The organism is Photorhabdus thracensis, from assembly GCF_001010285.1.
In the GTDB taxonomy this organism is placed as follows: Bacteria; Pseudomonadota; Gammaproteobacteria; order Enterobacterales; family Enterobacteriaceae; genus Photorhabdus; species Photorhabdus temperata.
In genome coordinates this window covers 1523227-1547951 of the sequence record NZ_CP011104.1, presented here as the reverse complement: position 1 = coordinate 1547951, position 24725 = coordinate 1523227, and the positions used below count along the sequence as shown (strand labels likewise).

At 41.2% G+C, this 24725-nt stretch carries 24 protein-coding genes; 19 read left to right on the top strand and 5 right to left on the bottom strand.

The genetic code is table 11. The features are described 5' to 3' along the window. Positions 1-30: 30 nt before the first annotated feature. The 12 genes from rnr to VY86_RS06190 all read left to right on the top strand — a co-directional run bounded on the left by rnr (position 31) and on the right by VY86_RS06190 (position 13103). Entirely contained in the window at positions 31-2469 is a 2439-nt protein-coding gene (gene rnr / locus VY86_RS06245; protein ID WP_046976746.1) for a ribonuclease R, read from the top strand. A 119-nt stretch (positions 2470-2588) separates the two neighbouring features. Beyond that, complete coding sequence (rlmB, locus tag VY86_RS06240) at positions 2589-3326, top strand: 23S rRNA (guanosine(2251)-2'-O)-methyltransferase RlmB (RefSeq protein WP_046976745.1); 738 nt, start codon at positions 2589-2591, stop codon at positions 3324-3326. A 156-nt stretch (positions 3327-3482) separates the two neighbouring features. Then, positions 3483-3878 (top strand): 30S ribosomal protein S6, encoded by a 396-nt coding sequence (rpsF, locus tag VY86_RS06235; protein ID WP_046974322.1) that lies wholly within the window; start codon positions 3483-3485, stop codon positions 3876-3878. Positions 3879-3883: 5 nt separating this feature from the next. Then, the gene (priB, locus tag VY86_RS06230) at positions 3884-4201 is read left to right on the top strand and encodes a primosomal replication protein N (protein WP_021322928.1); all 318 of its coding nucleotides are present in this window, start codon (positions 3884-3886) and stop codon (positions 4199-4201) included. Between the two features lie 4 nt (positions 4202-4205). After that, complete coding sequence (gene rpsR / locus VY86_RS06225) at positions 4206-4433, top strand: 30S ribosomal protein S18 (protein WP_000135199.1); 228 nt, start codon at positions 4206-4208, stop codon at positions 4431-4433. A 38-nt stretch (positions 4434-4471) separates the two neighbouring features. Further along, a complete protein-coding gene (gene rplI / locus VY86_RS06220; RefSeq protein ID WP_046974321.1) occupies positions 4472-4924 on the top strand; it encodes a 50S ribosomal protein L9 in 453 nt (150 codons plus the stop codon). A 651-nt stretch (positions 4925-5575) separates the two neighbouring features. Continuing rightward, positions 5576-6784, top strand: coding sequence for a PLP-dependent cysteine synthase family protein (locus tag VY86_RS06215; RefSeq protein WP_238591584.1), 1209 nt, complete (start codon positions 5576-5578; stop codon positions 6782-6784). Then, positions 6774-7964, top strand: coding sequence for an argininosuccinate synthase (argG, locus tag VY86_RS06210; RefSeq protein WP_046974320.1), 1191 nt, complete (start codon positions 6774-6776; stop codon positions 7962-7964). The genes VY86_RS06215 and argG overlap by 11 nt, the downstream gene beginning before the upstream one ends. Further along, positions 7961-8764, top strand: a complete 804-nt coding sequence (locus VY86_RS06205) for a dimethylarginine dimethylaminohydrolase family protein (protein ID WP_046974319.1) — start codon at positions 7961-7963, stop codon at positions 8762-8764. The genes argG and VY86_RS06205 overlap by 4 nt, the downstream gene beginning before the upstream one ends. A gap of 23 nt (positions 8765-8787) precedes the next feature. Then, on the top strand, positions 8788-10485 hold the full coding sequence (locus VY86_RS06200; protein WP_046974318.1) for a carbamoyltransferase family protein: 1698 nt from the start codon (positions 8788-8790) through the stop codon (positions 10483-10485). Positions 10486-10666: 181 nt separating this feature from the next. Next, positions 10667-11794, top strand: a complete 1128-nt coding sequence (locus VY86_RS06195; protein ID WP_238591583.1) for an MFS transporter — start codon at positions 10667-10669, stop codon at positions 11792-11794. A gap of 31 nt (positions 11795-11825) precedes the next feature. Continuing rightward, positions 11826-13103 carry an ATP-grasp domain-containing protein gene (locus VY86_RS06190; RefSeq protein WP_238591582.1) on the top strand — a complete coding sequence of 426 codons (1278 nt, stop codon included), beginning with the start codon at positions 11826-11828 and terminating at the stop codon, positions 13101-13103. A 36-nt stretch (positions 13104-13139) separates the two neighbouring features. Here the strand turns inward: VY86_RS06190 and VY86_RS06185 are convergent, their stop codons facing one another. Beyond that, positions 13140-13850, bottom strand: coding sequence for a helix-turn-helix domain-containing protein (locus VY86_RS06185; protein ID WP_046974315.1), 711 nt, complete (start codon positions 13848-13850; stop codon positions 13140-13142). 269 nt (positions 13851-14119) lie between these two features. Here VY86_RS06185 and VY86_RS06180 point away from each other — a divergent pair, with 269 nt between their 5' ends. Then, positions 14120-14740 carry a BamJ family beta-barrel-assembly machinery protein gene (locus tag VY86_RS06180; RefSeq protein ID WP_046974314.1) on the top strand — a complete coding sequence of 207 codons (621 nt, stop codon included), beginning with the start codon at positions 14120-14122 and terminating at the stop codon, positions 14738-14740. Between the two features lie 147 nt (positions 14741-14887). Beyond that, positions 14888-15631, top strand: coding sequence for a 3'(2'),5'-bisphosphate nucleotidase CysQ (cysQ, locus tag VY86_RS06175; protein WP_046974313.1), 744 nt, complete (start codon positions 14888-14890; stop codon positions 15629-15631). A 251-nt stretch (positions 15632-15882) separates the two neighbouring features. On the opposite strand, the gene mobB is transcribed toward cysQ, so the two are convergent. Both mobB and mobA read right to left on the bottom strand, forming a co-directional pair. Beyond that, the gene (gene mobB, locus VY86_RS06170; protein ID WP_046974312.1) at positions 15883-16416 is read right to left on the bottom strand and encodes a molybdopterin-guanine dinucleotide biosynthesis protein MobB; all 534 of its coding nucleotides are present in this window, start codon (positions 16414-16416) and stop codon (positions 15883-15885) included. Further along, positions 16413-17003, bottom strand: coding sequence for a molybdenum cofactor guanylyltransferase MobA (mobA, locus tag VY86_RS06165; protein WP_046974311.1), 591 nt, complete (start codon positions 17001-17003; stop codon positions 16413-16415). Before mobA ends, mobB begins: the two co-directional genes overlap by 4 nt. A 353-nt stretch (positions 17004-17356) precedes the next feature. On the opposite strand from mobA, the gene VY86_RS06160 reads away from it, so the two are divergent. The 4 genes from VY86_RS06160 (at position 17357) to spfP (ending at position 22514) form a co-directional block, all read left to right on the top strand. After that, entirely contained in the window at positions 17357-18295 is a 939-nt protein-coding gene (locus VY86_RS06160; RefSeq protein ID WP_046976743.1) for a serine/threonine protein kinase, read from the top strand. Between the two features lie 20 nt (positions 18296-18315). Continuing rightward, a complete protein-coding gene (gene dsbA, locus VY86_RS06155; protein ID WP_046974310.1) occupies positions 18316-18939 on the top strand; it encodes a thiol:disulfide interchange protein DsbA in 624 nt (207 codons plus the stop codon). Between the two features lie 378 nt (positions 18940-19317). Further along, positions 19318-22107, top strand: coding sequence for a DNA polymerase I (polA, locus tag VY86_RS06150; RefSeq protein ID WP_046974309.1), 2790 nt, complete (start codon positions 19318-19320; stop codon positions 22105-22107). A 359-nt stretch (positions 22108-22466) separates the two neighbouring features. Beyond that, positions 22467-22514, top strand: coding sequence for a small protein SpfP (gene spfP, locus VY86_RS26670; protein ID WP_438361642.1), 48 nt, complete (start codon positions 22467-22469; stop codon positions 22512-22514). A gap of 78 nt (positions 22515-22592) precedes the next feature. On the opposite strand, the gene yihA is transcribed toward spfP, so the two are convergent. After that, positions 22593-23225, bottom strand: coding sequence for a ribosome biogenesis GTP-binding protein YihA/YsxC (gene yihA / locus VY86_RS06145; protein ID WP_046976742.1), 633 nt, complete (start codon positions 23223-23225; stop codon positions 22593-22595). A 306-nt stretch (positions 23226-23531) separates the two neighbouring features. Here yihA and ppiA point away from each other — a divergent pair, with 306 nt between their 5' ends. Continuing rightward, a complete protein-coding gene (gene ppiA, locus VY86_RS06140; RefSeq protein ID WP_046974308.1) occupies positions 23532-24101 on the top strand; it encodes a peptidylprolyl isomerase A in 570 nt (189 codons plus the stop codon). A 113-nt stretch (positions 24102-24214) separates the two neighbouring features. Here ppiA and VY86_RS06135 read toward each other — a convergent pair whose 3' ends face one another. Further along, positions 24215-24565 (bottom strand): YcgJ family protein, encoded by a 351-nt coding sequence (locus tag VY86_RS06135; protein WP_082111187.1) that lies wholly within the window; start codon positions 24563-24565, stop codon positions 24215-24217. Positions 24566-24725: the final 160 nt, after the last annotated feature.

Below are 24725 nucleotides of genomic sequence, written 5' to 3'. Positions count from 1 at the left end.
CAGCCTGCTGATGACAACGGAGGAACCGCCATGTCACAAGATCCTTTTTTGGAACGTGAAGCAGAAAAATACGAATCTCCTATTCCAAGCCGCGAATACATCTTAGACATTATTTCTAAACACACTGCACCGGTAAGTCGCCAGGAACTGGCACAAGAGCTGAATCTGACTAACGATGAGGAGCTTGAAGCGTTACGTCGTCGTTTACGGGCGATGGAGCGTGATGGTCAACTGCTTTTCACGCGCCGTCAATGTTACGCCTTGCCGGAAAAACTGGATTTATTGAAAGGTACCGTCATTGGCCACAGAGATGGTTATGGGTTCCTGCGGGTAGAAGGCCGTAAAGACGATTTTTATCTCTCTGCCGAGCAGTTAAAAATGGCTATTCATGGTGATGTCGTACTGGCGCAGCCACTACCTTCTGATCGCAAAGGGCGTAGTGAAGCGCGTATTGTCCGTGTGTTGGTACCCAAGACCAGCCAGATTGTTGGCCGCTATTTTATTGATTCCGGTATGGGTTTTGTTGTGCCGGATGATAGTCGTTTGAGCTTTGATATCCTGATCCCGAAAGATGAAAATAGTGGTGCCCGCATGGGGAACGTCGTCGTCGTTGAGTTGACTACACGTCCAGCGCGCCGTACAAAAGCTGTTGGTAAAATAGTTGAAGTGCTGGGTGAAAAGATGGGAACGAACATGGCCGTGGAAATTGCCCTGCGTACTCATGAAATTCCGCACAGTTGGCCGCCACAGGTGGAAAACCAAGTGGCTTCCCTGGATGAGCAGGTGCCAGAATCTGCAAAAAAAGACCGCGTTGATCTGCGTGCTCTGCCATTGGTGACAATTGATGGTGAGGATGCCCGTGACTTTGATGATGCCGTTTATTGTGAAAGAAAACGAAGCGGCGGCTGGCGTTTATGGGTTGCTATTGCTGATGTCAGTTACTATGTCCGCCCACAAACAGCATTGGATACAGAAGCCCGCAACCGGAGTAATTCAGTTTACTTTCCGTCTCAGGTTGTTCCTATGTTACCTGAAGTGCTTTCCAATGGCCTTTGTTCTCTGAATCCACAGGTTGACCGCCTTTGTATGGTGTGTGAGATGACGGTTTCAGAGCAGGGAAAATTGTCATCCTATAAATTTTACGAAGCAGTCATGAATTCTCACGCCCGTCTGACCTATACCAAAGTATGGCGTATGTTGCAGGGTGATGAAGAGCTGCGTGAGCACTATAAACCGCTGGTTCAGCATATTGAACATTTACATGAGCTTTATCAGGCGTTGGAAAATGCCCGTGAACAGCGTGGTGCCATCTCCTTTGAATCAGAAGAGGCGAAGTTTATCTTTAACGCTGAACGCCGTATTGAGCGAATTGAACCGGTTGCCCGCAATGATGCTCATAAACTGATTGAAGAGTGCATGATTCTGGCGAATATTGCGGCTGCGCGTTTCGTGGAGAAAAACGGCGAACCGGTGCTTTACCGCATTCATGATCGGCCAAAAGACGAGAGCATTGTTAATCTGCGCTCTGTTTTTGGTGAATTGGGGTTAACTCTGCCGGGTGGTATGCAACCAACACCAAAGGATTATGCGCAACTTATGCAGCAAGTGGCTGAACGCCCGGATCGTGAGTTATTGCAAACCATGTTGCTGCGTTCAATGAAACAGGCAATTTATGATCCGGAAAACCGTGGTCATTTCGGTCTTTCATTGCATTCTTATGCGCATTTTACCTCACCTATCCGCCGTTATCCTGATTTGGTGCTGCATCGGGCGATTAAATATCTGCTGGCGAAACAACAAGGTGTTGTTGAGCAATGTGGGACACTGACCGGTGGATGGCACAGCGATATGGAGCATATGCTGCAACTGGGCCAACATTGCTCTATGACAGAGCGCCGTGCCGATGAAGCCACGAGAGATGTTGCCGATTGGCTTAAGTGTGACTTTATGCAGGATCAGGTGGGCAATGCCTTTACTGGAATTATCACTAGTGTGACCGGTTTCGGCTTCTTTGTTCGTCTGAATGATCTGTTTATTGACGGTCTGGTACATGTTTCCACATTGAATAATGATTATTATCATTTCGATAATGTTGGTCAGCGTTTAATTGGTGAATTTTCGGGTAAAACGTTCCGGCTGGGAGATGAAGTTGAAATCCGTGTGGAAGCTGTTCATATGGATGAGCGTAATATTGATTTTAAACTGCTCTCCGTTAGCCGGGAAGCCCGAAATGTCGGCAAGACAGCGCGTGACAGGGCGAGAAAAGCAGAGCCTGGCCGTAAAAATAGTAAGAAAGAGCGTAGTTATAGCAAACAGGCTAACGTTGAACCTGATGGTGCTTTCCATAAAAAGAAATCTGTGGATAAGCCTAAAGGAGATAAGAAAAAGGGTAAGAACCTTTCAGCCAAAACACAGAAAATTGCTGCTAAATTCAAAGCTAAGCGGGCTAAGAAAAGCGCAGATAAATAATCAAAGGTCTATCCTGTTTTTTCAGGGTAGCCTGAATATTTTAGTCTCTTGAATACATTGAGCCTGATGGATGGGTTCATGGTATGTCAGTGCTGTATGACAGTGAAAATAAGAAGATTATGAGTGAAATTATCTACGGCATTCATGCCGTTAAGGCTTTACTGGAGCGCGATCCTCAGCGTTTTATGGAAGTTTATGTATTGAAAGGACGCGAAGACCGCCGTCTGACACCACTGATTAATGAACTGGAAAATATCGGGATGACTATCCAACTGGCAAATCGTCAGTGGTTGGATAATCAGACGGAAGGTGCTGTGCATCAGGGGATTGTTGCTAAAGTAAAGCCAGGTCGTCAGTATCAGGAAAATGACCTGCCAGATTTGCTGGCACAAATAGAAACTCCTTTCTTGCTGGTGCTTGATGGTGTGACAGATCCACATAATCTGGGGGCTTGCCTGCGCAGTGCTGATGCAGCAGGTGTACATGCTGTTATTGTACCTCGTGACCGTTCCGCCCAGCTTAATGCCACTGCGAAGAAAGTGGCATGTGGAGCTGCGGAGAGCGTACCACTTGTTCATGTCACCAACCTTGCCCGTACTTTGCGTTTGTTACAGGAACACAATATTTGGGTGGTGGGTACAGCAGGAGAAGCTGACCATACGCTACATCAGAGTAAACTAACCGGCCCTATGGCGCTGGTGATGGGGGCTGAAGGGGAAGGTATGCGTCGTCTGACCCGTGAACACTGCGATGAATTGATTAGTATTCCAATGGCGGGTTCAGTTTCATCCCTGAATGTGTCTGTTGCAACGGGTATTTGCCTGTTTGAAGCAGTGCGTCAGCGGAGTTTGCAGTAACCCATAACATAAAGCGTTACCCGCTCCTTGAGTTTTTTATATGGGGCGGGTATAGTTACGCGTCAATTTTTCAGCCGCACTTAAACAAGTTCCTTGCCTCCATGGGCCGCGGTTGACCCTGACAGGAGGCTGAATAATCCGTAAGGAGCAATTCTAATGCGTCATTACGAAATCGTTTTTATGGTCCATCCTGACCAAAGCGAACAGGTTCCGGGCATGATCGAGCGTTACAGTGCGACTATCGCTAACGCGCAAGGTCAGATCCACCGTCTGGAAGACTGGGGCCGCCGTCAACTGGCTTATCCAATCAACAAACTGCACAAAGCTCATTACGTTCTGCTGAACGTCGAAGCGCCGCAGGAAGTGATTGATGAGTTGGAAACTAACTTCCGCTTCAACGATGCCGTTATCCGCAGCATGATTATGCGCGTTAAGCACGCGGTAACTGAAGCATCTCCAATGGTTAAAGCCAAAGATGAGCGTCGCAGCCGCGATTACTCTATGGAAGACGCCGGCGTTGATGCTGAAGAAACTGGGGATTCTGAAGAGTAATAACTGTGACAACTAATCGTTTGGTGCTTTCTGGCACAGTGTGCAAAGCCCCCATTCGAAAAGTCAGTCCTGCCGGCATTCCTCATTGCCAGTTTGTACTTGAGCATCGCTCACAGCAGCAGGAAGCCGGTCTGAGCAGGCAAGCATGGTGCAGAATGCCCGTTATTGCCAGCGGACAATTGTTACAAGTTTTAACTCACAGTATAACGGTCGGCAGTCGATTAACCGTTTCAGGATTCATTAGTTGCCATCAAGGTCGCAATGGTCTTAACAAACTGGTTCTTCATGCCGAGCAGATTGAATTGATAGATTCTGGAGACTAGCCAAATGGCACGTTATTTCCGTCGTCGCAAGTTCTGCCGTTTCACCGCGGAAGGCGTTCAAGAGATTGATTATAAAGACATCGCTACGCTGAAAAACTACATCACCGAGAGCGGTAAAATTGTACCAAGCCGTATTACTGGCACCCGTGCAAAATACCAGCGTCAGCTCGCTCGTGCTATCAAGCGCGCGCGCTACCTGTCTTTGTTGCCTTACACTGATCGTCATCAGTAATTGGCACAGTCCATTAACGACTCTGAGAGGATAAGGTAATGCAAATTATTCTGCTTGATAAAGTAGCAAACCTGGGTAGCCTGGGTGATCAAGTTAACGTTAAACCGGGTTATGCCCGTAACTACTTAGTACCACAGGGCAAAGCTGTTCCTGCGACTAAGAAAAACATCGAATTCTTCGAAGCTCGTCGCGCTGAACTGGAAGCTAAACTGGCTGACGTTCTGGCAGTGGCGCAAGCTCGTGCTGAGAAAATCAGCGCACTGGGTTCCGTTACTATCGCTTCTAAAGCGGGTGACGAAGGTAAACTGTTCGGCTCTATCGGTACCCGCGATATTGCTGATGCAGTGACTGCCGCAGGTGTTGAAGTATCTAAAAGTGAAGTTCGTCTGCCTAACGGTGTTCTGCGTACTACTGGTGAACATGAAGTTAACTTCCAGGTACACAGCGACGTATTCGCGAAATTGAACGTTAACATTGTTGCTGAAGCTTAATCTCTGATTAACTGATGCTAACAAGTAAAAAACGCTGGCAATGCCGGCGTTTTTTATTGTTTCAACTCACTATTATCTCGTTAGTCTATAAAATTTCTGTGGGTAACTTATATTGAATTGAATATTAATCCGACTTATTTTCTATTTGTTATTTTTAACTTATCAAAGCAGAGTTTTTATTGCGTATTTCTCTGTAATTCTGTCTTTTAGTTTGTTTTTATTATCATTGATTTTTGGTTTTTTATAGTATAAATGTCACCAATTATCATATTATTATCTATAAATAATTGGTTTCGTGTTTTTTATTATCTAATAATATAGCATTGCTAATCCCGTTGTGATGGGGGATCTTTTATCAGATATTCTTAACTATTCTTTCATAAATCTGGTTAATTACAGATATTATTATTTCATAATAATTTAAAAATATATTTTTATATAATTACAAATATTATATTTATAATGGTGGTTTATCTGATGTTATATAAGAATATGGGAAATTAATGATATATATTCTTATTATTAAACAATAAGATCAAAAATTTATATGGAGTTTTCTTTATATAACTGTCAGAGTTGACAGTAGACTTTTAGGTGTAAATTTATAATTATCAGTTGTGTTGATTACTCATTGTGTGAGAACACAAGTAAATGAGCTTATTTTTAATAGGAGTTAGATTCTTTCTAAGAATTATTCATAAAATAGGTAATTTCATCAATAGATTAATAGATATATTAGATATAAAAGTACTTTATTTATTTGTTAATAAAAATACCTCGTCATCACTGTATGTTCTTCACATTGACCAAAAAATGAGAGATAAAACGGATATGAAGCTAGGTAAAAATATATTACAAACTATAGGTAATACCCCTGTGGTTATGTTGGATGGCAAATATACTAAAGGTGTTAATGTTTTTCTTAAAATGGAGAATATTAACCCCGGTGGAAGTATTAAAGACCGTATTGCAGTCGCTATGCTGGAAAGGGCGGAAGCCCAGGGAGAATTGAGGCCAGGAATGGTGGTTATTGAACCATCATCGGGTAATACTGCTATTGGTTTGGCAATGGCGTGTGCTGTTAAGGGTTACCGATTTATTGCTGTTTTAGACCGCATGGTGCCGATAGCGAAACGCGATAAAATCAGAGCATTTGGTGCAGAAATTATTTTCCTGCCAGAATTTGAAGCCGGAGTGGATACTGTCAAATATCGTATTGATTTAACCAAAGAGATCATAAAAGCCTATCCGAATGCGTTCAGTCCCATGCAATTTGAGAACCAGGTTAATCCTGATGAACATTATCATTCCACAGGGCGTGAGTTGTATGAAACCTTTGGCGATAATTTGACGGCTTGTTTTTCTACGGCAGGAAGTTGTGGAACCCTCACAGGGATTTCCCGTTATCTGAAAGAAAAAAATCCACAAGTACGAATTTATGGTGTTGAACCTGTTGGATCGATTATTTTTGGTGGAGAGCCAGGAAAATATCTGGTGCAGGGAGCTGGGTTGGCATTTACACCAACTATTCTCGATTGCAGCAATATCGATTTTACTTTGAAAGTGGCAGATATTGACGCATTTCGTATGGCAAGAAAATTAGCCAGAAATGAAGGTATTCTGATTGGTGGGACGGGAGCCTGTGCGGTTAGTGCGGCACTGGATCGCTTGGATGATTTTAAACCTGGAGATAATATCGTTGTCATTATTCCTGATAGTGGAGAGCGTTATATAGACACGATTTATAACAATACCTGGCTATTTGAAAATAATTTCTCAGAACTCATTGAAGAAAGTACGACAGAATCTGGGTTAGAAGAAATTATTATAAGTATGGGGTGCACGCTAAATGAATTCTGATAGTGTTTTGGTGATTTACTATAATCGTCGTTATAATCCTCTTATAATACGAAGTCTTAAATCTGAGTTTAAAGAGGTTATTGCTCTTTATATTGATGAGGGACAAGTAAGAGATATTGAAGATATTGAATTGGAATGCATGGTTGCCGGTGCCGATAAATTTATTTATAAAGATTATCGAATGCAGTTTGCTGAAAATTTTCTTTCAAAAGCAATAAAAGCCAACGCTATTTATCAAAATGGTTATTATCTCAGTGCCGCACTTTCCCGGCCTGCAATTGCTGAAGCCGCCGTTGAAGTAGCCAACGAGCTAAATATTAATTATATTGCACATCAATTCAGAGGTAATGATCAAGCCAGAATGGATATGAATATAGAAATTCTGAACAAAATTCCTATTTCTTCATTGAGAGATTTTAAATACGATGAAAATATCGTAAATAATTATGCTGCCCAATATGGTATTCCTCAAGAGTTTGGTTGTAATAATCCCTATTCTACCAGTGAAAATATATGGGGATTGAGTATCGAATGCGGTCCATTGGAAGAACCAGAAACATTGGTTCCTGAGGATGTCAAAGAGAAGTTATTTGAGCGGGCACTATTGGCCACTGAGCCAATATCTTTGTCATTAGGTTTTGAAAATGGTATACCTCTATTGCTTGACGGCGAAAAGAAATCATTAAATAAAATCATTGAAATATTAAATGAAATTGGTAAAAATTTATCAATTGGTATTTTTGATATTGTTGAAGATGGCATTGTAGGTTTGAAAACGCGAGCAATTTATCAATCACCTGCTGCACACATCTTAATTACCGCTCATCGTGATTTGGAACTCTACTGTAGTAATCGTAATGAAAACTGGTTTAAAGAAATAATTGATAAAAAATGGGCTGAACTGGTTTATTCCGGACTTTGGTATGATCCCTTATCTACTCATTTGAACGAATTTATTGATAGTATGAATCAGCATGTCAATGGTGAGGTCAAACTTGAATTAGGTTATAAATATATTAATGTTTGCTCCCGTTCTTCAAAGAGCAGCATTTATGATCATAATTTGGCGATATATAACTGTGGACATTTATATAGTCAAAGTGATGCAGAGGGATTCGCAAAAATATTTAATATTCATACTAATCAAAGTGTTAAGTCCAGAATGAGGAAAATATTATGATTAAAGAATTATTAATGTGTAAACCTGATTTTTACGATATCGAATACGTTATTAATGACTGGATGGATCCTAATAACAAAGTGAATAAGAAATTAGCACAACAACAGTGGGATTTTCTTTATGAGCGACTGACTGAAAGAGGTATTAGTATTCGCACTATCGATCCTGTTAATGGTTTGCCTGATATGACGTTTTCAGGAGATTGTGGCATGGTGCATAATAATAAGTTTCTTGCCAGTAATTTCCGGCACGCTGAACGTCAGGGAGAAAGTCAGTATTATATAGATTATCTGGAAGAACTGGGTTATGAGATACATCGTGTTGATGAAGATATCTTTTTTGAAGGGCTTGGAGATGTTATCTATTGGGATAATGACATCATATTTGGTTATGGTCCTCGCTCAGATAAAGAAGCAATAAAGACAATTCAGAAAGTATATCCAGAACTTAAAGTCAAAGGTGAACTGCATATTCAGGATAACACTTTCTTCCATGTGGCTTTGGCATTTTCATTTATTGACAAAGATACTGTTATTTATTATCCGGAGGCATTTACTAAAGAAAGTCAGGATTATATTTCTAAAACCTTTGAACGAAGGATCCCAATATCAGAGCATGATGCCAAAGAGTTATTTGTCTGTAATAATATCCCAATAGGAAAAGATATTTTAATGCATGATTGTTCTATTGAGGTTGAACGACAATTAAATAATTATGGTTATCATGTTGTTAAATGTAATATGGGTGAATTCTTAAAGAGTGGTGGTAGCTTGCGCTGCCTGGTATTAAAAATAAACTAACTATAATGAGAGGATAATAAGTCATGTATATCTTAGGTATAAATTCTGTTTATCATGAATCAGCAGTTTGTTTATTAAAGGATGGAGAAACTATTTTTTCCATTGAAGAAGAGCGGCTAAATAGAAAGAAACACGGAAAGCCGGCAAATATTGATAATCCTGATGAACTGCCATTGGCTTCAATTGAAGTCGCATTAGACTTTGCTGGTATTAAATTGGAAGACGTGAGTCATATAGGGTTTTCTATCGATCCGATAGAACGAAGAAAGTCAGTCTTTATTGATGAAATTAAGAATGAAGGCAGTTGGGGAAGTCTTTCGGGTGAGTCAATTTTCTATCGTAAAACGACTTCAGTGCCCGAAATTTTGCAGTCGATGGGATTTCGTGGTCAATTTCATTGGGTACCTCATCATACAGCTCATGCGGCATCGGCTTATTTTGTCTCGTCATTTGATAAAGCATTAACGTTATCACTTGATGGTGTAGGAGAGGATAATACCGCTGGAATATATTTGGGCGATGGCAATAGCCTGAAAAAAATTAAAACTATTGAATACCCTAATTCAATCGGTTTTATGTGGGAGAAATTGGCAGAGTTCTTGGGTTTCTCTGTATACGATGCTTGCAAAGTAATGGGAATGTCTGCTTATGGCACGCATGAAGGTTTTATGCCGGCATTCAAACAATTAGTCAAGATTTATGATAAAGGTGAGTTTACTATCGATAATACTATTCTCAATTTCCGCAGTGAAGATTTTTCTAAATTGGAATCTCTGTTTGGCATTGAGAAAAGAGTTCCTGGTGGAGAAGTTGCACAGGAATATTATGATATTGCCGCCTCTCTTCAGGAAATAACTGATGAGATAGTTTTAAATATGGCTCGTTATCATTTACAGGAAACAGCAACGAATAAGCTCTGTCTTGCTGGTGGCGTTGCATTAAATTGCATAACAAATAAACGGTTGTATGAAGAGTTGGATATTGAAGATATCTTTGTACAACCTGCCGCGCATGATGCGGGTACTGCTACAGGTGCTGCGTTATTTATTTGGCATCAGATTCTTGGAAATGAGCAACGCTATCCTCTGCCTCATACTTATTGGGGGGGTGAATATAGTGATGATGATTACCAACGTAGTTTGAGTGAGTATGGCTTGGATTGGACATATGAAGAAAATATTCATGAGGTCGTCGCAGGCTTACTGGCTGAAAATAATGTGATTGGTTGGTTCCAGGGGCGGATGGAATTTGGGCCGCGGGCACTGGGTAATCGTAGTTTGTTGGCAGACCCGAGAAATAAAGATATCCGGGACTTAATGAATCGTAAAGTTAAGCATCGTGAAATGTTCAGGCCATTTGCGCCGAGTGTATTGCGTCAGCATGTTGCTGATTGGTTCCATGTTCGGAAAGAATTACCTGAAGCTGCAAAATATATGCTGTTGGCGATGGATGCTATAGTCGATAAAGCATCGCAAATTCCAGCAGTCGTTCACGCAGATGGCACTGCCAGAGTTCAGGTGGTAGATAGTGAATCAAATTCAGGTTATGCTCGGTTGATTGAGGAATTTTATCGGAAAACAGGTGTTCCTTTGTTGCTGAATACCTCTTATAACGATAGTGAACCGATTGTTTGTTCTCCTGAGGACGCTATTAAAACTTTCATGAAAACAAATATTGATTATTTAGTTTTGGGGAATTATTTGATTAAATCGATTCATTAAATTTTGCGTAGTAAAAGTCTATCCCAGTAGGCGTAATTGATAAAGTCAGTTTGAGTATTGCCCAGACTCAATTTGATAAATAAAATAGCCTAATGGGATAGACAATAAGGTTGAGGTAATACTAATGATACACAGGATCATACTGGCTCGCTTTTTTTCTGTTTTTTCAGAGGCATTTGTTATGTTTGCTGTGCCTGTATTAGTGTATACCTCAACTAATAGCGCTTCACTTGCATCTTTTGCTTTTGGGCTTGAACGGTTATTCAGAGTCATTTCACTCCCTATTTCTGGTTGGATGGGTGACAGGATGCATACGTTGGTTATGTTATTCCTGAGTGACATTCTACGTTCATTGGTTTGTTTATTCCTTTTTATTCTTTCATTTATATATTCCGATAATAATATTGTATATATCATTATTCCTCTTTCATGTGTTTTATCTTTTTTTAGTGGTGCGGGATATGTCAACCTTGAAGGTTTCGTCTCTAAAAACATTAATGCAATAGAGTTACCTTCTGTTAACTCTCGTTTGCAATTTGTTGAACAGTTTACCTATATCGCAGCCCCAGCGGTTGTTGGTGTGCTGGTTTATAAATTCAGTGTTTATGCCGTATTTGCATTTGCTTTTTTTCCTTTCCTAATTAGCAGCTTCATATGGTTTCAGCTACAAAGGAAAAATCAGATTGCAGAACATGCGAATAGAGAAGGTTATAATCTGCCTGCGATTTTTAAATTCCTGATGGGAAACCCGTCGCTGCTACGGGTTATTAGCCTGACATTTCTGATGAATGTGATGCAAGGGGCTATCTTATCAACGGCTGTTTATGTTATTACCAGTATTTTTTCGCAACCGCAGGAGAGTTATGCCCTGCTTTTGGCTTATGCAGGGGTGGTGAATTGTTGTGTCTTCTTTGTTGCTCCGAAATTATGCCGTATTTTTGATGTGCGTATCGTTGGTGTGACGGCTTTTCTTATTGCGTTATGTGGTCTGACATTATTCGCTACCGGTCCGTTATTCGTTATTTATACGTTGGGTTTCTTGCTGGTTATTGGTTCGGAAGGTTGTTTCAATCTTTTTTCCCGCTCTTACCGGGCAAGTCTTATTCCGAAGAAGAATTTTTCTCAGTATCTCGGTGTTGTGCTTGTTTTGAATCAGGTAGCGACACCTTTAACCAGTTTCATTTGTGCTAATTTACTGAACTATTTTTCCTACAATAGTATCTATTTGATATTTTCTGTATTTGTTTTATTGATGTTCGTCATTATTAATCCTTATCGTTCGCTTAAATTCAATTTGCATAATAGTTAATAATGGAGGAAATATGAGTTCGAAAAAATACTTGTTAGTACTTGATTATCTTCCGGCAAGACTGAATGAAATCGTTAATATTCGTGACTATATTCAGTATAATTATTCCCTTGAATTAGTGATTATTAGTGATATGTTGTCCGGTGAAGAGAAAGATATCACCCCATTTGTCTATCATATACCTGTACGGACAGAAAATTATGTTGATAAAGTAATAGGTGTTCTTTCTGAACTTGATATGACATGTGCCGCTATTCTTCCCTTTATGGATGCGGTGTCCGGGTATGCTGCTGTTATAGCGAAGAAACTGAATGTTTATGGTGATGATCCTGAATTAAGTTTCGCGGGTATTGAGAAATTTCAGTTCCGTCAACAAGAAACCCGTATATCGCCATTGCTTGGGGCCCAGCATATTAAAACCCCGCGATACAGTTTCATTAATGATATTAATGAACTGGAGGCGTTTTATGATTCTGTTCCGTATGGTGTGGTTATTAAACCTAATTGTGGCCGGGCAAATTTCGGTGTGGTAGCGATTAAAGATAGGAATAAAATTCCAACTGCTTTTGCTCAATCTGTTGCGCAGTCTGGTGGCAACCCAATTCTTGCAGAAGAACTTATTACTTTCGATACAGAATATTCGTACGATGGTATTGGTTGTATGGCTTTTTTAACGCAAAAAGTCTCTCAGAAAGGTGAATATCCTGTTGAAATAGGGCAAATAGTGCCCGCGCAATGTGATGGAAGAAATGCTATTGCATTACATAAAGCAGGGCAAGCAATTAACCTGATTTCAGGGCAGACTCTCGGCGCATTCCATAATGAGATTAAGCAAGATAGTAAAACGGGAGAAACTTTCTTGGTTGAAACTAACCGTAGACCAGCAGGTATGCGTATTTGGGATATGGCGAATCGGGTATATGGTATAAGTTTGCAGGAAATTTGGGTTGATCACTTAGTTAAAGGATTTAGTGATCGAACGATATTACCCGAAGCGAAGGGGAGAGCATTCTTGATTAATTTGCTGGCGGGTAAAGATGGAAAAATTAATGATAAATTTAGTAAAGCAGCAGTAAATAGATTATTGTTAGTATCTATTGATAATATTTTGAGAAAATTACATTATGATATTATTTCAATAAAAATTAATTTAGACAAAAATTCGCTGGTTTACGAAACACCAAAGAGCAATAATGATTTCTGTGGTTATGTTTGTGTGCATATTAATGACGAGCATATCAAATGTGAATCCCTGATGAATGAAATTAATGATGCCTGGAGAGATATTTTGAAAAATTATATTTTATAATTTCATATAATTAGAGCCTCGTTTTGGCTCTAATTGTTATATGATCAAGTTATATGCTATTGCTTTAGCAACCGCTGCGACTTTATTGGGAACAACTAATTTCTCCATAATATTATTGATATGGAAATTAACTGTTCTTGTTGAAATTTCCAGTATATTGGCTATTTCAGCAGAGGTTTTTCCTTCACAAGTCCACCTTATTACCTCGACTTCTCTTGTGGACAGTGTTGGGATGATTATTTTATCCTCTTTATTCTTCAAGTTATTGAACGTTTCCACGCATTCATTTGCTAATATACCTAACATGCCTGCTTTATTAAGTATCTCATTGTGAGAAATGGCACCTTCTTTTCTGGCGACTGAAAAAATTGATCTTTCTCCATGAGAACCTTTTATTTTAATTGAGAGACTATTTTTAACTTCATTTATATTTGATTTTTCAATCATAAAATCAGTGTTTTTTGATGTTTTTTCATTGCAAATTGAAGGTATGGAGAAAGTATAATCGCCGTTCATTAATTGGTCGCTGTCGTGATTATTATTTTGGTTATAATTGTTTGCAGTTTCTATATTTAAATTGGTTATTAAAACATATTTTTTTGTCGTGAATGGATATTTTTCTTCCTGATAAATTGAGTAAAATTCAAAATCCAGATAATTTATCGCGTTTAACAATTTCTTTTCTAATTCCGGCATGGTCTTGGATTTCTGAATTTCTGATAAAATCTCATTAAATGACGTATTCATAAGATTTTCCTCATTGTATAATATTAGCAGTAGAATTAATTCTATATCAATAATATTTTATTTATATAATCAATTGGAAGTAAAAATATTTTAAAAGAATTTATTTGTATTATAACCTTTAAGAAATGAATATGCCACTTAGAGTTATACCGATTATTGAGTCTTATATATTGCGGCGAGACGTATCCTCCAGTGATATCTTCAGTTTACCCTGTTACATCGCACTGTTATGCTTGCAGGCCTAATTTAATTTGATCACAGGTATTTTCATGGCAAAACTTTCTTTTGACTCTATCGAAGCACAAGCAAGTTATGGGGTTGGCTTACAAGTCGGTCAGCAATTACTGGAATCTGGTCTGCAAGATCTGGAGCCTGAAGCATTGCTGGCAGGGTTATGTGATGCGCTGGAAAGTCGTTCTCCAGCGGTGCCGGTTGATTTACTGCATCGTGCTTTACGTGAGATGCATGAGCGTGCAGACGGTGTGCGTCGTGAACGCCAGCAGGCTATGGCAGAAGAGGGTCAGAAGTTTCTGGCAGAAAACGCCCAGCGCGATGGTATCAGTACGACAGAATCTGGTTTACAGTTCTCTGTACTAAAACAGGGTGATGGTGCAATTCCGGCTCGTACTGACCGGGTTCGTGTTCACTATACTGGTCGTCTGATTGATGGCACTGTGTTTGACAGTTCAGTACAGCGTGGCGAACCTACCGAATTCCCAGTGAATGGTGTGATTGCCGGATGGATCGAAGCATTGACCCTGATGCCTGTCGGTTCTAAATGGGAACTTTATATCCCATATGATTTGGCTTATGGTGAGCGGGGTGCCGGTGCATCGATTCCCCCATATAGTGCACTGATTTTTGAAGTGGAATTACTGGATATTCTGTAATTTTATCCAGAAATATGATTAAAAATAGCCGGTATATCCGGCTGTTTTTGTTTTGGTGATGGCATTAAAATTCTTACAATTCCGGCAGAAGATCGATTGATAATATAGTCTAAAATGATAACAGATAACTAACCGTAGAGGTGTATGATGCTAGAACAAGTCTGCCAACTGGCCCAGGAAGCTGGCGCGGTTATTATGACAATTTATCAGGATGAACATCCCCTGAAAGTTGATCATAAACAGGATGATTCACCGATTACTATTGCTGATATTGCGGCTCATAAAATAATTAAAGCCGGATTATCCCGTATCGCACCGGAAATTCCATTGTTGTCGGAAGAAGAGCCGCCAGCCTGGGAGGAGAGGCGTAATTGGAAGCGTTATTGGTTAGTTGACCCTTTGGATGGAACCAAGGAGTTTATTAATCGTAACGGTGAATTTACGGTTAATATCGCTCTGATTGATGGGGGAATTCCTGTGATGGGAGTGGTGTACGCTCCTGTGCAGGATACGCTTTATTTTGGGCAAGGACGGCAGGCATGGAAAAAAACCTGTGGTGGTCAATGTTTGCCGATTAAAATTCGTGATGCTAATCCCCCAATGGTGGTCGTCAGCCGCTCTCATATGGATACAGAATTGGAGGATTATCTCAATCAGTTAGGTGAACATCAGACGGTTTCTGTCGGTTCTTCATTGAAGTTCTGCCTGGTGGCCGAAGGAAAGGCGCAACTTTATCCCCGTTTCGGGCCAACTAATATCTGGGATACCGCAGCAGGTCATGCTATAGCAATTGCGGCCGGTGCTCATGTGACAAACTGGAAAGGCCAGACTCTGGATTATACGCCTCGTGAATCATTCCTGAATCCAGGATTTAGAGTAACAATTTTTTAGCAAATAACGTCAATTTTGCTTAAGAGCAGTAATTTCAGAATCACGTAAATTCAAGCTCGGCTTTTTTGGTTGGAAGGTATATACCCAATAGATTTCAAGTTGCAGCGCGGCGGCAAGTGAACGCAGCCAACAAAGCAGCAACTTGAAAGATGGAGGGTATAAACAATTAATCCCGACACAATCTCTAAAATACAGATGTATTAAGTTTGATCGTGATGCAATGAAAAGAATCAGGCGACGTATTGATGAATTTATCCAGCGTGGGAATACTGCTGATTTTGCAACCATTCCACAATAAAATCAGCCACCTGTTCAGGCTGATTGATACTGAGTTGTGGCAAAGTGGTCTCCAATTTTTCATCACTGGCAACAGCAATCACATATTTATCAAGAAGATCGCTTAATGGGCGGTTAAGAATACGACGGTATAGTGCGATCTTATTGATTGGTTCACTCTTGAAGCCCTCGACCAGAATTAGATCCAGTGAATCTGGATCAAAGCGACTGGCAAGATAGCTCAAATCTAATTCCTGTGAATCTGGCGTTTCTGTCATTAATGCCCAGCGTTGTTGGCTGGCGACCAGCGTTTGCTCTGCGCCAGCTTTGCGCAGTATATAACTGTCTTTGCCCGGTTTATCTACATCCATATCATGATGAGTGTGTTTTATCAGACCAACCCGGATTTGCCGTTGGCGTAATAATGGGATTACTTTTTTGAGAAGCGTGGTTTTTCCTGTACTGCTGTATGCTGTGATGCCAAGTAGTGGAAGAGGTCTTGTACTCATTTTCTGGTCTCCTGCATATATTCCCAATTCCGGCAATCCTCTGGTGTGTTCAGATTGGTAAAAGTAGCTGGATTATCGTCAAACTGAACAGCTATTGCGCCGATCTTATGCATAAACAGCATCAGTTTGCGATCACCATCAGCCAGATAATTTTCCAATTGACGGAACAGACTACAGTGCAGTAAAGCGAGAGTAGGGTGAGCGCGGTTGCCATCATCTGCATAGGCGGCTAATGCTTGCTGCTTGCCCTGCCATAAACGAGTGACTAAATCGGGGGGGAAGCCCGGTACATCACAAGGAACAAACACAACCCAATCGTGGCTGGCTGATTTTAGGGTTGCCAGCATTCCAGACAGTGGCCCAGAGAAGTCTGGTGTTAAATCAGGAACAACTTGATCACAACTTTGTCGGTAGATATCCAGATTACGGTTGGCGTTGATGATTAATTCATCTACCTGTGGCAACAGCTTATTCGCAATATGCTGGTATAGCGGTATCTTATTTAAGAGAATTAGCCCCTTATCATGGCCGCCCATGCGGGTAGCACGGCCTCCTGCGAGGATCGCACCGCTTATTTTTGGTTGCATAATGTTCAATCTATCAACTAAGACGGTTATTGTCCGCTAATATAACCTTTTTTTGCTTGGTTATTTGGGCTTCATCAAACGTTTTTCAGATAAGATCACCGGATAACTCGCTGATAAAATAACAATCTTTACGCTTATTGACAGAGCAATTCTTTCTCTGTGCGGCTATCCCTGTTAATTTGTATAGGCTTTTGTTTATAAGGAATTTGGTATGAAATATCACCGGCTGAATTTTTGCAGAAGTTGGCGCGTTATTGTGCGCCCGTGGCGTTATTACAAATTAATCAAGAGAATAGAATGTGCTAACAAACCAGTCTGCTTTTAATTTCCGGGAATTAACACCGGATTTGATTATGGATGCATTGGTGCAGACCGGACTGTACATAGATTCCGGGCTGACAGAATTAAACAGTTATGAGAACCGTGTTTATCAGTTTACAGATGAAGACCGCAAACGTTATGTCGTGAAATTTTATCGGCCACAGCGCTGGGATCGGCAACAGATTCAGGAAGAGCATAATTTTTCCCTGGCGCTGCAACAGGCTGATTTGCCGGTAGCCGCGCCTCTGGTGTTTGATCAGCAAACTTTACTGACTTTTAAGGATTTCTTTTTTGCTGTTTTCCCAAGTATCGGGGGCCGCCAATATGAATCCGATAATCTCTTTCAGTTAGAAGATGTAGGGCGCTTGTTAGGTAGAATTCATCAGATTGGTCGTCGACAAAAATTCACCTCTCGTCCAACTATTGGGTTAAATGAGTATTTGCACCAGCCGCGACAGTTTTTGGCTGCATGTGAGTTAGTTCCTTCAGTACAGAAAGTGCAATTTTTGGCTGTATTGGATGATCTGATAAACGCTGTAGAATCCAATTGGCGCGATGATTGGCAAATATTGAGGCTTCATGGTGACTGCCACCCAGGTAATATTCTGTGGCGTGACGGGGCCTGGTTTGTTGATCTTGATGATGCGCGTAATGGTCCGGCAGTTCAGGACTTATGGATGTTGCTTCATGGCTCCCGTCAAGAACAGTTATTACAGTTGGATACTCTGTTGGAAGCCTATGGTGAGTTTACGGATTTTGACCCTAGAGAGTTGTCATTAATAGAACCATTGCGTGCTATGCGGATGGTCTATTATTTGGCATGGGTTGCCCGACGTTGGCAGGATCCTGCTTTTCCCAGAGCGTTTCCCTGGATGACAGATGCCGATTTTTGGTTAAAACAGACGTCACTTTTTGCTGGGCAGATTAAGTTGTTACAAGAACCCCCTTTGCAGCTTAACCCAATGTATTAATGTTTATCATGGAGATATTTATGAAAAAGTTTTGGTTAGCTTTAGTCGGAATGGTAATGGTATTTGGTGCCTCTGCTGCCAGTTTTACCGAAGGAACACAGTATGTTGAACTGAAATCACCCGTGGCAAATCAACCTCAGGTGCTGGAGTTCTTCTCATTCTATTGCCCTCATTGTTATCAGTTTGAAGAGAGTTTTAAAGTTCCCCAGACTGTGAAACAAAATTTACCGGAGGGAACGAATTTTGTTCGTTATCATGTGGAGTTCCTGGGGCCACTGGGTAAAGATTTGACTGTGGCCTGGGCAGTGGCAATGGCGATGGGTGTTGAAGATAAAGTGACTCCGCTACTGTTTGAGGGCCTTCAGAAAACACAGACTATTAATACCCCGGCCGATATTCGTAATACCTTTATCAAAGCTGGAGTAACCGGTGAAGATTATGATGCTGCAATGAACAGTTTTGTTGTGAAATCTTTAGTTGTTAAGCAGCAAAAAGCCGCTCAGGACTTGCAACTGCGTGGTGTACCAGCAATGTTTGTTAACGGCAAATATATGGTGAGAAATAATGGTATTGATGCAACTTCTGCTGATACCTATGCGAAATCATATTCAGACGTTGTTAACTTCCTGTTAAAGCAGAAGTAAGGTTGGCTATTGAAATAGAATAAAATGAGCATGTGCCGGAGTGAGAAGCTTTGGCACAATGCGTGCCAGAAAGAATTTTTTGTAAGGCAAACTCCGGTTATATCCACAACTCTGTGATCTATAAGGTAATATGACAGTTTAATGACTAGGATTATAAGTCATTGATTTTTACCCACCGTTGATAAATCTTTTTTATCAACGGTCTATGCTTGAATAAAACCCGTAATATCTATACACAAAGTTATCCACAGAATTTAGAGCAGAGTGTGAATATCTGGATCTGGCTTCAGCAAAGAAAATTCACACAAAATTCGTTTCCTGCTGCTCGCTGTGGCATCCTATTCCTATTACACCCGTAACAGATAATGAAGAAGACTTATGGCTCAGATAGCAGACAATCCCCTGATTTTGGTTGATGGTTCCTCATACCTTTATCGTGCTTATCATGCTTTTCCTCCGCTGACCAACAGCGCTGGAGAACCGACCGGAGCCATGTATGGCGTATTGAATATGCTGCGCAGTTTGGTAATGCAGTACAAACCGAGCCATGTGGCGGTAGTATTCGATGCTAAAGGTAAAACTTTCCGTGATGAATTGTTTGCTGAGTATAAGTCTCATCGTCCTCCTATGCCGGATGACCTGCGTGCGCAGGTAGAGCCGTTACATCAGATGGTAGAAGCTATGGGGTTGCCGTTGCTGGTGGTTCAGGGAGTAGAAGCCGATGATGTTATCGGGACTCTGGCGTTACAGGCGGAAAAAGAGGGGCGTGCGGTACTTATCAGCACTGGCGATAAAGATATGGCGCAACTGGTAACGCCAAATATCACGCTTATCAATACAATGAATAATACCATTCTGGGGCCGGAAGACGTGGTTGAGAAGTATGGTGTGTCGCCAAATCTGATCATCGATTTTCTGGCACTGATGGGCGATTCTTCCGATAATATTCCTGGCGTGCCTGGAGTAGGGGAGAAAACGGCTCTGGGATTGCTGCAAGGAATTGGCGGCATGGACGATATCTTTGCCAATCTGGATAAAATTGCGGGGTTGAGCTTCCGTGGCGCAAAAACGCTGGCGGATAAGATGGAGCAACATAAAGATGTAGCTTATCTCTCCTATAAATTGGCAACGATTAAAACAGATGTTGAGTTGGATAAAACCTGTGTTGCTTTGTCAGTCAAAGAGCCTGATACAGAGAAACTGCATGAATTGTTCTCCCGTTATGAATTTAAACGCTGGTTGAGTGATTTGGCAAATGGTGATTGGTTGGTTGCTAAGGGCAAAAAACCGACATCCACGGGTAATGATGAATCATCTCCGGCTGAGGATAAATCTGTTTCGGCAACACTTTCTTCTGATAATTATCAGACTATTCTCGATCAGAAAAGCTTCGATGAGTGGATTGAGAAGCTGAAAAAATCGCCGGTTTTTGCTTTTGATACTGAAACTGATAGCCTTGATACTCTGACAGCTAATCTGGTGGGGATGTCATTCGCAGTGACTGCCGGAGACGCGGCTTATCTGCCTCTGGGGCATGATTATCTGGATGCACCAGAGCAGCTTGACCGAGATGCGGTACTGGCGGCATTAAAACCGCTGCTTGAAGATAGTAACTTGCTGAAAATTGGTCAGAATATTAAGTTCGATCGTGGGGTTCTGGCTCGCTATGACATTGAACTGCAAGGCATTGCTTACGATACCATGTTGGAATCTTACGTGCTCAATAGCGTTGCAGGCATGGGGCGGCATGATATGGATAGTTTGGCTGAACGTCATTTGAATCATAAGACCACGACTTTTGAAGAGATCGCGGGTAAAGGCAAAAATCAGCTTACTTTTAATCAGGTTCCAGTGGAACAGGCTGCAATGTATGCCGCAGAAGATGCAGATGTCACTTTGTTGCTGCATCAGGTTATGTGGCCGCAACTGGAGAAAGCGCCTGCTCTGGAAAAAGTATTCTTGAAAATAGAAATGCCATTGGTGATGGTACTTTCTCGCATGGAACGTACCGGTGTACTGATTGATTCAAATATTCTGGCTGAGCATTCAAAAGAAATTACTGCTCGTTTAGGTGAATTGGAAAAAGAAGCACATGAACTGGCAGGTGAGGCTTTCAACTTGGCTTCGCCAAAACAGCTACAGGCGATATTGTTTGAAAAATTGCAGCTGCCGGTAATAAAAAAGACGCCGGGCGGGGCACCATCCACCAATGAAGAAGTGTTGGAAGAGTTGGCGGATAACCATGTGTTGCCGAAAGTGATTTTGGAGCATCGTGGCTTGGCAAAACTGAAATCCACTTACACAGATAAGCTGCCGCAGATGGTTCATCCGCTGACCAAACGAGTTCATACTTCCTATCATCAGGCGGTAACAGCGACTGGCCGTCTCTCTTCGCGTGATCCCAATCTGCAAAATATTCCTGTCCGTAATGACGAGGGCCGTCGCATTCGTCAAGCATTTGTGGCACCTGAAGGTTACCGGATTATGGCTGCTGACTACTCTCAGATTGAGCTGCGGATTATGGCCCATTTATCTCAGGATCAAGGGTTGTTGAAGGCTTTTGCCGAAGGGCAAGATATTCACCGGGCAACGGCGGCAGAAGTATTTGGTTTGCCACTGGAACAAGTAACCAGCGAACAACGCCGTAGTGCCAAAGCGATTAACTTTGGTTTGATCTACGGTATGAGTGCATTTGGCCTTTCCCGTCAGTTGGGTATTCCACGTGGTGAAGCTCAGCGTTATATGGATCTCTATTTTGAGCGCTACCCAGGCGTATTGGCGTATATGGAGCGTACCCGTAAGCAAGCGGAAGAGCAGGGTTATGTTGAAACCTTGGATGGTCGTCGTCTTTATTTGCCAGATATCAAATCCCGTAATGGTATGCGCCGTAAGGCGGCAGAGCGTGAAGCCATTAACGCACCAATGCAGGGAACTGCTGCGGATATTATTAAAAAAGCGATGATTGCGGTGGATGATTGGATTATCAGTGAAGATCCGAAGGTTCGTATGATCATGCAGGTTCACGATGAGCTAGTATTTGAGGTTCATGAGTCAGAACTTGAACATGCAGAACAGAAAATTCGTGAATTGATGGAGAAAAGTTTGGTGCTTGATGTTCCTTTGAAAGTGGATGTGGGTATCGGTGACAACTGGGATCAGGCACACTAATATGCCAGCTTAATAAGCGACAGGCTGAACTGAGGTATTTGGTTCAGCCTTTTTTAATCTGTTGAGTGTCCAATGGCCCTGTTAATCATAGTCACCATATGTTCTGGTCTCCCCGCCTTCCCAAGCAGTGACATAGCGGTTGCTCTGGCACTTGATACCAAGGTGCTATTTAATTTGTTGTGCCATCCGATGCATATTAGATCCAGATCGCATAAATATGTAATTAAACTACATTTGGCGGCGATAAAATAATCAAATCCTTAAGCTGAATCGAGATAATCATTGAAAATAAATTACAAAAAGGCTTTTTCTGAGAAATAAAATAGGGTAGAGTTATTGGCGTAGGGTACAGAGGTAAGATGTTCTATCTTTCAGACCTTTTACTTCACGTAATCGGATTTAGCTGAATATTAGCTGCCCCAGTCAGTTTTGACTGGGGCATTTTTTTCGTCTGAATTCAGTGGATGGGGATAACAAAAGCGGTATTAGCTATTGTTTTCAATTTGAACGGTTGGTTGACTGAACCACGTATCCAGTTTTTGTTGTAATTTATCGATCCCGATTTTTTTTAGGGCGGAGAAGTATTCCACTTGAATATCTCCATTGAGAGTTGCTAATTCTTCACGTACTTTATTCAACTGGCTTTTACGGGCACCAGATGCCAGTTTATCGGCTTTAGTTAGTAACACAATAACCGGTACATGCATTGCCACTGCCCATTGGATCATCTGTTGATCGAGATCTTTCAATGGATGACGGATATCCATCAGTACCACCAGCCCAATCAGGCACTCACGCTTTTGCAGATATTCACCCAATGCTTTCTGCCATTTACGCTTCATCTCTTCTGGTACTTCGGCATAGCCATAGCCGGGTAAGTCAACCAGGTGAATACCTTCTTCTACTTCGAATAAATTGATGAGTTGTGTTCGGCCTGGCGTTTTGCTGGTACGGGCGAGGCTTTTCTGTTTCGTCAGGGCATTTAGCGCGCTGGATTTACCCGCGTTTGAACGACCGGCAAATGCGACTTCAATGCCCAGTTCTTGAGGCAGATGGCGAATATCAGGTGCGCTCGTGATAAAACGGGTCATATGATAGTTGTGGTTTTTGATGGTCAAAATGGTTATCTCCCTGAGAAATGCACTGAATATATGCCAAAGGAGATTATACCGATAGCCACTGTTGGTTGACAGGATTAAAAATAATGACATATTTCTGATGGGTTAAGCCAAACTTGCTATTTTGCCGTCAATTACTGCCTTATTTGTGAAATAAAATCTGATCTATTGTGAGAGGATAAATTTTTATCCAAAGCACCAACCGATTGATAGCGTAAATGTAAGTAAATATTGAGCACTATGCTGAGGAGATTATTAGAATTGATTTCAGCTTGTGTTGTTGACCTTAATATATAGGAATCCAGAATGTTTAAACGTATTTTAGTGACGCTTGTAACTGCATGTTCTCTGAGCGCAATGGCGCCTTTGGCTCTGGCTGCGGGTGAAACCCATGTGAAGCTGACGACAACAGAGGGTAATATTGAACTGGAATTAAATAGCCAGAAAGCGCCGATTACAACCAAAAACTTTATTGAATACGTCAATGAGGGTTATTATAACAACACAATTTTTCATCGGGTAATCCCTGGATTTATGGTTCAGGGGGGCGGTTTTACCAAAGACTTGCAGCAGAAAGCGACTAAAGAAGCCATTAAAAATGAAGCGGATAATGGGCTGCGTAATTTACGCGGAACGATTTCTATGGCGCGTACCGCTGATAAAGACAGTGCTACTAGTCAATTCTTTATCAACGTAGCGGATAATGCTTTCCTTGATCATGGTCAGCGTGACTTTGGCTATGCAGTATTTGGTAAAGTCGTAAAAGGTATGGATGTTGTAGATAAAATTTCTCAAGTAAAAACTGAAAATGTTGGCCCATATCAGAATGTACCGGTGAAACCTGTGGTTATCCTGTCTGCTAAGATTATTCCTTAACTTTTTTCTGAGACATTAATGATCAACTGCGATTATGGCAGTTTCTGGTCTCTTGGTGAATTTTCATCTGATTAACAATTTGGGCCTTCATTTAATGTAGGCCCGTTTTACCGTTATTCATACAGCTTCTTGGTGAATTCTTTATTTTCTTCGGTTCGTGGATAATATCTGTCTTTGTAACACTTCTTCTCTTTACTCTCACAGTGCACACCATTACTTAAAGTGTAGGATGAAAAGTCAAAATCTTTCCCGTCACCAATATCTGCTTTCAGGCGTTCTGAGGCTTTTTTTCCTAAATACCTTTCGGTGAGTTTTAGCGATAAGCCTTGCTGATCAGCGCAGTATTCTCCTTTTTTATCACAAATAACCCCTTTTTCCGGGAAGAAAATATTTGCAGCTTTAGTTACAGCCAGCGTGGGGAAGGACAGCAAAAAAAGAGATGCTATAATCAATTTTGTCTTCATAACAATTACCTTACTTATTGAATATCAAAAAGAGCCTATGTTTTGTAGCGGTATGAGAGTAAGTTGGTTGAGGAAAAAGTAGCCATTGATTTTGTTACACTATGCTGCAAGTGCTTATGTGCTATGATAGCCGCCCCGTTGTCGTTAGGCCGTTTTACCT

Coding starts and splice junctions, on each gene's coding strand:
- rnr (WP_046976746.1), top strand. CDS start 31: ATGTCACAAGATCCTTTTTTGGAACGTGAAGCAGAAAAATACGAATCT.
- rlmB (WP_046976745.1), top strand. CDS start 2,589: ATGAGTGAAATTATCTACGGCATTCATGCCGTTAAGGCTTTACTGGAG.
- rpsF (WP_046974322.1), top strand. CDS start 3,483: ATGCGTCATTACGAAATCGTTTTTATGGTCCATCCTGACCAAAGCGAA.
- rpsR (WP_000135199.1), top strand. CDS start 4,206: ATGGCACGTTATTTCCGTCGTCGCAAGTTCTGCCGTTTCACCGCGGAA.
- rplI (WP_046974321.1), top strand. CDS start 4,472: ATGCAAATTATTCTGCTTGATAAAGTAGCAAACCTGGGTAGCCTGGGT.
- VY86_RS06215 (WP_238591584.1), top strand. CDS start 5,576: ATGAGCTTATTTTTAATAGGAGTTAGATTCTTTCTAAGAATTATTCAT.
- argG (WP_046974320.1), top strand. CDS start 6,774: ATGAATTCTGATAGTGTTTTGGTGATTTACTATAATCGTCGTTATAAT.
- VY86_RS06205 (WP_046974319.1), top strand. CDS start 7,961: ATGATTAAAGAATTATTAATGTGTAAACCTGATTTTTACGATATCGAA.
- VY86_RS06200 (WP_046974318.1), top strand. CDS start 8,788: ATGTATATCTTAGGTATAAATTCTGTTTATCATGAATCAGCAGTTTGT.
- VY86_RS06195 (WP_238591583.1), top strand. CDS start 10,667: ATGTTTGCTGTGCCTGTATTAGTGTATACCTCAACTAATAGCGCTTCA.
- VY86_RS06185 (WP_046974315.1), bottom strand. CDS start 13,850: ATGAATACGTCATTTAATGAGATTTTATCAGAAATTCAGAAATCCAAG.
- VY86_RS06180 (WP_046974314.1), top strand. CDS start 14,120: ATGGCAAAACTTTCTTTTGACTCTATCGAAGCACAAGCAAGTTATGGG.
- cysQ (WP_046974313.1), top strand. CDS start 14,888: ATGCTAGAACAAGTCTGCCAACTGGCCCAGGAAGCTGGCGCGGTTATT.
- mobB (WP_046974312.1), bottom strand. CDS start 16,416: ATGAGTACAAGACCTCTTCCACTACTTGGCATCACAGCATACAGCAGT.
- mobA (WP_046974311.1), bottom strand. CDS start 17,003: ATGCAACCAAAAATAAGCGGTGCGATCCTCGCAGGAGGCCGTGCTACC.
- VY86_RS06160 (WP_046976743.1), top strand. CDS start 17,357: ATGGATGCATTGGTGCAGACCGGACTGTACATAGATTCCGGGCTGACA.
- dsbA (WP_046974310.1), top strand. CDS start 18,316: ATGAAAAAGTTTTGGTTAGCTTTAGTCGGAATGGTAATGGTATTTGGT.
- polA (WP_046974309.1), top strand. CDS start 19,318: ATGGCTCAGATAGCAGACAATCCCCTGATTTTGGTTGATGGTTCCTCA.
- ppiA (WP_046974308.1), top strand. CDS start 23,532: ATGTTTAAACGTATTTTAGTGACGCTTGTAACTGCATGTTCTCTGAGC.
- VY86_RS06135 (WP_082111187.1), bottom strand. CDS start 24,565: ATGAAGACAAAATTGATTATAGCATCTCTTTTTTTGCTGTCCTTCCCC.